The 6,034-nt window shown below is 37.6% G+C and carries 5 protein-coding genes and 2 tRNA genes; 2 read left to right on the top strand and 5 right to left on the bottom strand.

The genetic code is table 11. The features are described 5' to 3' along the window. Positions 1–116: 116 nt before the first annotated feature. From NL42_RS09705 to NL42_RS09690, 4 genes are all read right to left on the bottom strand, one after another. A tRNA-Trp gene (locus tag NL42_RS09705) sits at positions 117–190 on the bottom strand. Positions 191–243: 53 nt separating this feature from the next. Further along, a tRNA-Leu gene (locus tag NL42_RS09700) sits at positions 244–328 on the bottom strand. A 102-nt stretch (positions 329–430) separates the two neighbouring features. Beyond that, positions 431–1,237 (bottom strand): protein kinase domain-containing protein, encoded by an 807-nt coding sequence (locus NL42_RS09695; protein ID WP_461312589.1) that lies wholly within the window; start codon positions 1,235–1,237, stop codon positions 431–433. Beyond that, positions 1,224–2,732, bottom strand: coding sequence for a DUF3336 domain-containing protein (locus NL42_RS09690; RefSeq protein ID WP_016137595.1), 1,509 nt, complete (start codon positions 2,730–2,732; stop codon positions 1,224–1,226). The genes NL42_RS09695 and NL42_RS09690 overlap by 14 nt, the downstream gene beginning before the upstream one ends. A gap of 178 nt (positions 2,733–2,910) precedes the next feature. Here NL42_RS09690 and NL42_RS09685 point away from each other — a divergent pair, with 178 nt between their 5' ends. Further along, positions 2,911–3,792 (top strand): ATP-binding protein, encoded by an 882-nt coding sequence (locus NL42_RS09685; RefSeq protein ID WP_446089995.1) that lies wholly within the window; start codon positions 2,911–2,913, stop codon positions 3,790–3,792. A gap of 108 nt (positions 3,793–3,900) precedes the next feature. Next, a complete protein-coding gene (locus NL42_RS09680; protein ID WP_461312588.1) occupies positions 3,901–4,998 on the top strand; it encodes a DUF6670 family protein in 1,098 nt (365 codons plus the stop codon). An 8-nt stretch (positions 4,999–5,006) separates the two neighbouring features. Here the strand turns inward: NL42_RS09680 and tsaD are convergent, their stop codons facing one another. After that, entirely contained in the window at positions 5,007–6,017 is a 1,011-nt protein-coding gene (gene tsaD / locus NL42_RS09675; RefSeq protein WP_461312587.1) for a tRNA (adenosine(37)-N6)-threonylcarbamoyltransferase complex transferase subunit TsaD, read from the bottom strand. Positions 6,018–6,034 lie beyond the last annotated feature (17 nt).

Raw genomic sequence — 6,034 nt, 5'->3', positions numbered from 1 at the left:
TGGTGATAACTTATCAAATAACAGAATAAAATATAAACAAAGAGATGAAATAATTTGAGCTTTAAAAAGTTCAGGTAATAAAAAAACTCCTAAAGAGGAGCTTCATTTTAAATCATTGGCAGAGGATCAAGGACTCGAACCTTGACGAACGGTTTTGGAGACCGTCATGCTACCATTACACCAATCCTCTTCCAAAACATAGATGATTTAACATCTACATTAAACTTTAAGTTTAACTTAAAGTGGTGGGGGCGAAGAGACTCGAACTCTTACACCTTGCGGCGCTGGAACCTAAATCCAGTGCGTCTACCAATTTCGCCACGCCCCCGATGGCTGTGTATATTAGCGATAAGATCTAACAGTGACAAGTGTTTTTTTTCTAAAAAAAACTGACCGTGTAAATTGTATACAGATACTAGATCAATGATTTTTATAAGTTTGAATGTGCTTTTAAACAATTCATCGCTTCAAACACGTTTGCAAACCTATTTTTTTGTTGTTTTTGCAATAAACCCGAAAGTAATGGATAAAAAATCATAAATTGTTTGGGCAATCGAATGGTTAAATTTTGGCAATGCAATATTGCCCAATCATAGTAACTCCCTGCTTCTAAGCGAGTTTGAGTTAACCATTCATATAGAACAACACCAAATGCGTATAAATCGCTTTGTATACCCTTAGACACGCCTCTAAACAGCTCTGGAGCCATATAGCGTGGTGTAGCATCCATTCTTGAATCTGAGCTTGATATAAGTCGAACTTTCTCAAAATCAATCAAATAAGGATTTTGCTCAAACTTTCGAAAATGCTCTTTTTTAATATCCCCATGAATCCAACCGAATCTATGTAGTTCTGCGAGCTTATCTAACGCGAACCAAATCGTATGATATACCTCAGTCAAATCAGTTTCATGAGACAACGAACCAAACCACAAATCAGTATCAGGTAAAATTAAAACCTTACCTAAAGAATGGTTTATCTGAGGAATGGCATCAACTTCGATTAAGTTATGGGGTAAAAGCCACGCAGGTCTCTTATGATTAATTTCTTCGTAAAACAATTGTTCGTGAATGAAATCCTGCTCACTTTGGACATCTGTTTCAGGTAAATGATATTTTAACCAATAGTCTTTGTTATCTATGCTGCATGACCATAGATACCGCCCTAAAGCGGCACTCGCAGGTTTTGTCACACTTTTTAAATTCTCTATATGCGAAGCAAAATTATGCTTCAGCATAGTAAGACTCTGGTTGTTGTTGCTTTTCTTCAAAACGCAAAACTTCTAGACAATGCTGAATTGTCTTACCAATACGAGCATGGGTCTCAATCGAAGAAATTTTTGGCCAAGTAGCGCGTTCCCCTTCTCGTTGTAACCGTTTAAACAAATGTGGACGTGGGTTTTGCAAAGTATAGGTATAGTGACTCAAGCCATATTTAGCAATGATATTCACATCGCCATAATAACGCTGCCCCATTACACCATAGCCATGATCGAGTAACCGTCTAATTGGAGAAATAGAACCAAGTCTTTGACGTGTAAAATCCATAAGCCCCATGGATAGCACTTTACCTTGGCGTCTTAAAATCCGTTCAGGCCAGCTTAAAACGTCTTTACGAAAGCGGTCTGCATCATTTTGCATGAATGGAACAATATGTGGGTTCACCTGACTGGCGATGGTGTAATTTAAATTATAAAGCCGCGCCATTCTTTCTTGCGGAAAATCATTTCTTACACTGCCATCCACCCATTTTGTATTTGCCATATAAGGCGTGTGTTCACCGTCATAACGCTTGCTGGTTAAACGTACGGGTGGAAATAACACAGGTACAGCACATGACGCCAACACAGCACTCCACACTAAAACATTAGGCGTCATAATGGCATTCATGATACGCGGGTTTTCTGTTGCATCATACGGCGCAACCGCCACATTAATGTTTAAACCTGATTTTTTAAAAGCTTCTTCAAACGTGAGATCACCCAGATTTTCAACAAGGAATTTTTTCAAGTAGTGTACATCGGCAATGCCACCATTTCCTTTAATGAGTTCACGAAGTTTTCTAAAGTGAAAAGCATCGCTAAAAAATTGCTCTCCATTTAATAGATTTTGAACATCTTCACTGGCAGAAGTTCCGAGCATGCCCGTCATAATTGCCCCAGCACTTGAGCCAGAGAGCACTTTAGGCATTAAATCTTGTTCAATTAAAGCTTTACAGACCCCAGTGTGAAAAAGGCCTAAAGTTGCTCCACCTGAGAACATAAGAGCTGGTTGTCCATATGCTTTTTCACAATTTTCAAAAAACTCAATTTTTTCTTTTCTTTGGAAAGTAATACATTCACTTGAAGCAATAAAAGCCAAGCTTTGACTAACTTCTTCAATATAATCTTCAATTAATTTTTTTGTTCCCACATGCGTTGCAGCAAACAGCATAGGGTGACCAATATTTGCAATATCGTAGGTTAGACCTTCCTTGAGTAAATAAATAAGATCGAGCGTTCGATGTTGCTGACGATATCTTTTCAGTAAAGTGTATCTATAAGAAATAAGCTCTGCATCGAAGTAAGGCGAACTATTGTCAAATTTCCACTCTTGCACACCTGTTTCTTCATCTAGTTGTAATGCAAAAGACTTCCATTCTTCATAAGATTCAGCCATGTCTAATTGACGTTGTAATTTTTTGATACGGTAAGCCTGATGCGGATTCATATCACTGCGTATTTTTTCAAACATATTTCGTCCTCATCTTCACAGATGATTTTACTGAATAGACACCACAACACTATGCGCGGTCTGAAGATTTCAATCAATTGCAAAACCGATAAACTGTAGAGACAACAACTTTTTTGTCAGCCTGTTAATTTCGGTGTTAGTATCCTAGTAAATTACTGTTTAACATGATTGACTTACCATGGCTACCATTGATTTACCAGATAATTTAGTTCAAACATTATCACTCGTATTAAATCAGTTACAGCAGGTCTTACCTGAAGCTAAACAAGAAACAGATTTTAATGCACCTGCTTTTAGATGGGAAAATCAGCAACTTAAAGCCATCTATACACCAAAAAATATTTATCTGGATGACTTAAAAGGCATTGAACGCCAAAAAGAAAAAATCATTCAAAATACTTTGCAATTTTTAAATGGCCTACCTGCAAATGATGTACTTTTAACTGGCTCGCGTGGTACAGGAAAGTCATCAATTGTTCGTGCTTTATTGACTGAGTATGCTCCTCAAGGATTACGTTTAATTGAAATTGAGCGTGATGACTTGGCAGACTTACCTAAAGTTCAGAAACTTATTCAAAACCGACCTGAAAAATACATCGTGTATTGTGATGACTTAGCTTTTAATGCTGAAGATGAAAATTACCGTAGTTTAAAAAGTGTATTGGATGGTTCCTTACAGTCTGGTTCAAGTAATTTTATTATTTATGCAACCAGTAACCGTCGCCATTTATTGCCAGAATTCATGCATGAGAATACACCTGTAACTAGAGTCGACGTTCCACAGTACACTGAATTACACCCACAAGAAGCGATTGAAGAAAAGATCTCTTTATCAGATCGTTTTGGTTTATGGCTATCTTTTTATCCAATGGACCAGAGTTTATATTTAGAAATCGTAGAACATTATATTCATAAAGCAAACATGGCTTTTAATGACGAAGTTCGTGCTGAAAGTTTACGTTGGTGTCAAATGCGTGGTCAACGTTCAGGACGTGCTGCTTATCAATTTTCTAAGCACTGGATTGGTTTAAATGGTTTAAAAGAGCTGTCTAACAATTAAACAAAATGTCCCGCAAAGCCTTAGCTTTGGCCTGAAAACCGCTTAGTTTTGACAGTTGTTTTTCATAACCTAAAACAAAGATAGTCCTATCCTGATTTAGGTTTATATATGAAAAAAAAATTGCCCAAAATTTCTATAGGCAGCAAAGTTTTAGGTCAAAGCTTATTGCTCGCGCAAAGTGTTATAGATAAAGCAGAAAAACACTCAACGCTTCCTTTTTCTCAGTCTCATATTATCCAGCCCCGAGTTGATGAAAAATATTATAGCTGGACTCATTACGGCATCTTTTTTCCACTTTTACCTGAGCCGCATCGCTATTTAAATATTATGATTTTATTAGGCACACCCGGTGCTCTTGCATTTGATCATGATGACATAATTCATGGAAATCCTCGAAACACAGCTACTTTCTTTTCAAGTACCGCCGCAGTAGAAAAAGCTTTGCTTAAGGCTTATATCATTCCCAAAGAGACACAAATTAATAAAGACGGAAGCTTAATCGAACTAGGTGAAGAAATTTCAATTCAAGGAAAATTCCCAAAAATTCATATTAATGGACATTATGAGGGACTTGATTTCGACTTTGATATTGAGATCACCTCGCATGTTTCTTGGTTTATAAAAACACCGATTTATGATCATTTTAGTTTATTGGCAAAATTTAAAGGCTTTTTAAGTTATCAAGCAGAACGTATTGAAAGTGAGGGACTTTGCACTTACGAATATGCTCGAGCAGCTGGACTACATGGTTTCATCAACAAACTTCTTTCTGAAACCCACAAACTGCCACTTGATTTTTTTACTTATCAAATTATTAATTTAAACGACACTACTCAACTTCTTCTTACTAAAGCAGATATTGCGGGACAGACGGTAGCTTATACCCTGCATATTAGATATCTTGATCAGCCAGCTGAAATTTATACAGATGTTAGCTTTGACGTTATTTCTCATCAAGTCGATGACTACATCTCACCGACTGGAGAAAAAATGCGACTTCCAAAATACTTTTCGTGGATTGCTCGAAATGAGAATAAACAAATTATTTTGAATATTCAGGCAGAAATTGACTGCCCATTCCGCTATGGTCATGGGCGTGGTTATGCTAGTGGCTATAAATTTACTGGTAATTACTTCGGCAATGAAGTTCAAGGCCGTGGTTATATCGAATACATTGATATCGAAAACCAAGAAGCTTTTAAATAGGAATACTTTTACTCAGGAATAGTGAGTTCCGTCATTGGCCAACGTGGTGTCGTGGTTACAGCCAAACCATCATGTTGGCCTGCTTTTAACCGTTGATAACCAGCAAAAGCAATCATTGCACCATTATCAGTACATAAGGCAGGTTCAGCATAGTAAACTTGTGCCTTAATTTTACCCAATGAAGTTTCCAACTGTTCACGTAATCGTAAATTTGCGCTTACGCCACCTGCGATAACTAAACGTTTCAGTCCAGTTTGCTTTAGAGCTTTTACTGATTTTTTTACCAAGGTATCTACAATTGCTTCTTGGAATGAAGCTGCAATATCCGCGTCTCGGTTTTCACCATTCAATTTTTTCAATTGCACAGAAACCGCTGTTTTCAAACCACTAAAAGAAAAATCTAAACCTTGGTGAAGCATAGGTCGCGGAAATTCAAATGCTGACGGATTACCACTTAAAGCTAATTTTGCAATATTGGGACCGCCTGGGTATGGCAAACTCATCATTTTTGCAACTTTATCAAAAGCTTCTCCAGCTGCATCATCAATAGATTCACCTAAAAGCTCATATTGACCAATACCGTGGGCTGCCATTAATTGTGTATGCCCACCTGAAACTAATAAAGCAACAAATGGAAATTCGGGTGGTTGACTTGAGAGTAGAGGTGCCAACATGTGCCCCTCCATATGGTGGACGCCAATTGCAGGTTTATTTAAAGAAAAAGCTAAAGTTCTTCCAAATAAAGCCCCTGTCATTAAGGCTCCCATTAAGCCTGGACCACGCGTATAAGCAATCGCATCAATCTCTTGCTTTTTTATTCCGCTTTGGACAAGCAATTGATTCATTAAAGGAATTAATTTACGAACGTGGTCACGAGAAGCAAGTTCAGGTACTACTCCACCATATTCGGCATGAAGTTTAATCTGGCTATAAAGAACCTGTCCCCGCAAGCCGAGTTCGCTATCATAAAGTGCCAACCCTGTTTCATCACAAGAAGTTTCCAAGCCTAAAACAATCATCAAAACTGCCTTTTATA

The organism is Acinetobacter sp. GN11, from assembly GCF_054823985.1.
This window is presented reverse-complemented; position numbering and strand designations above follow the sequence as displayed.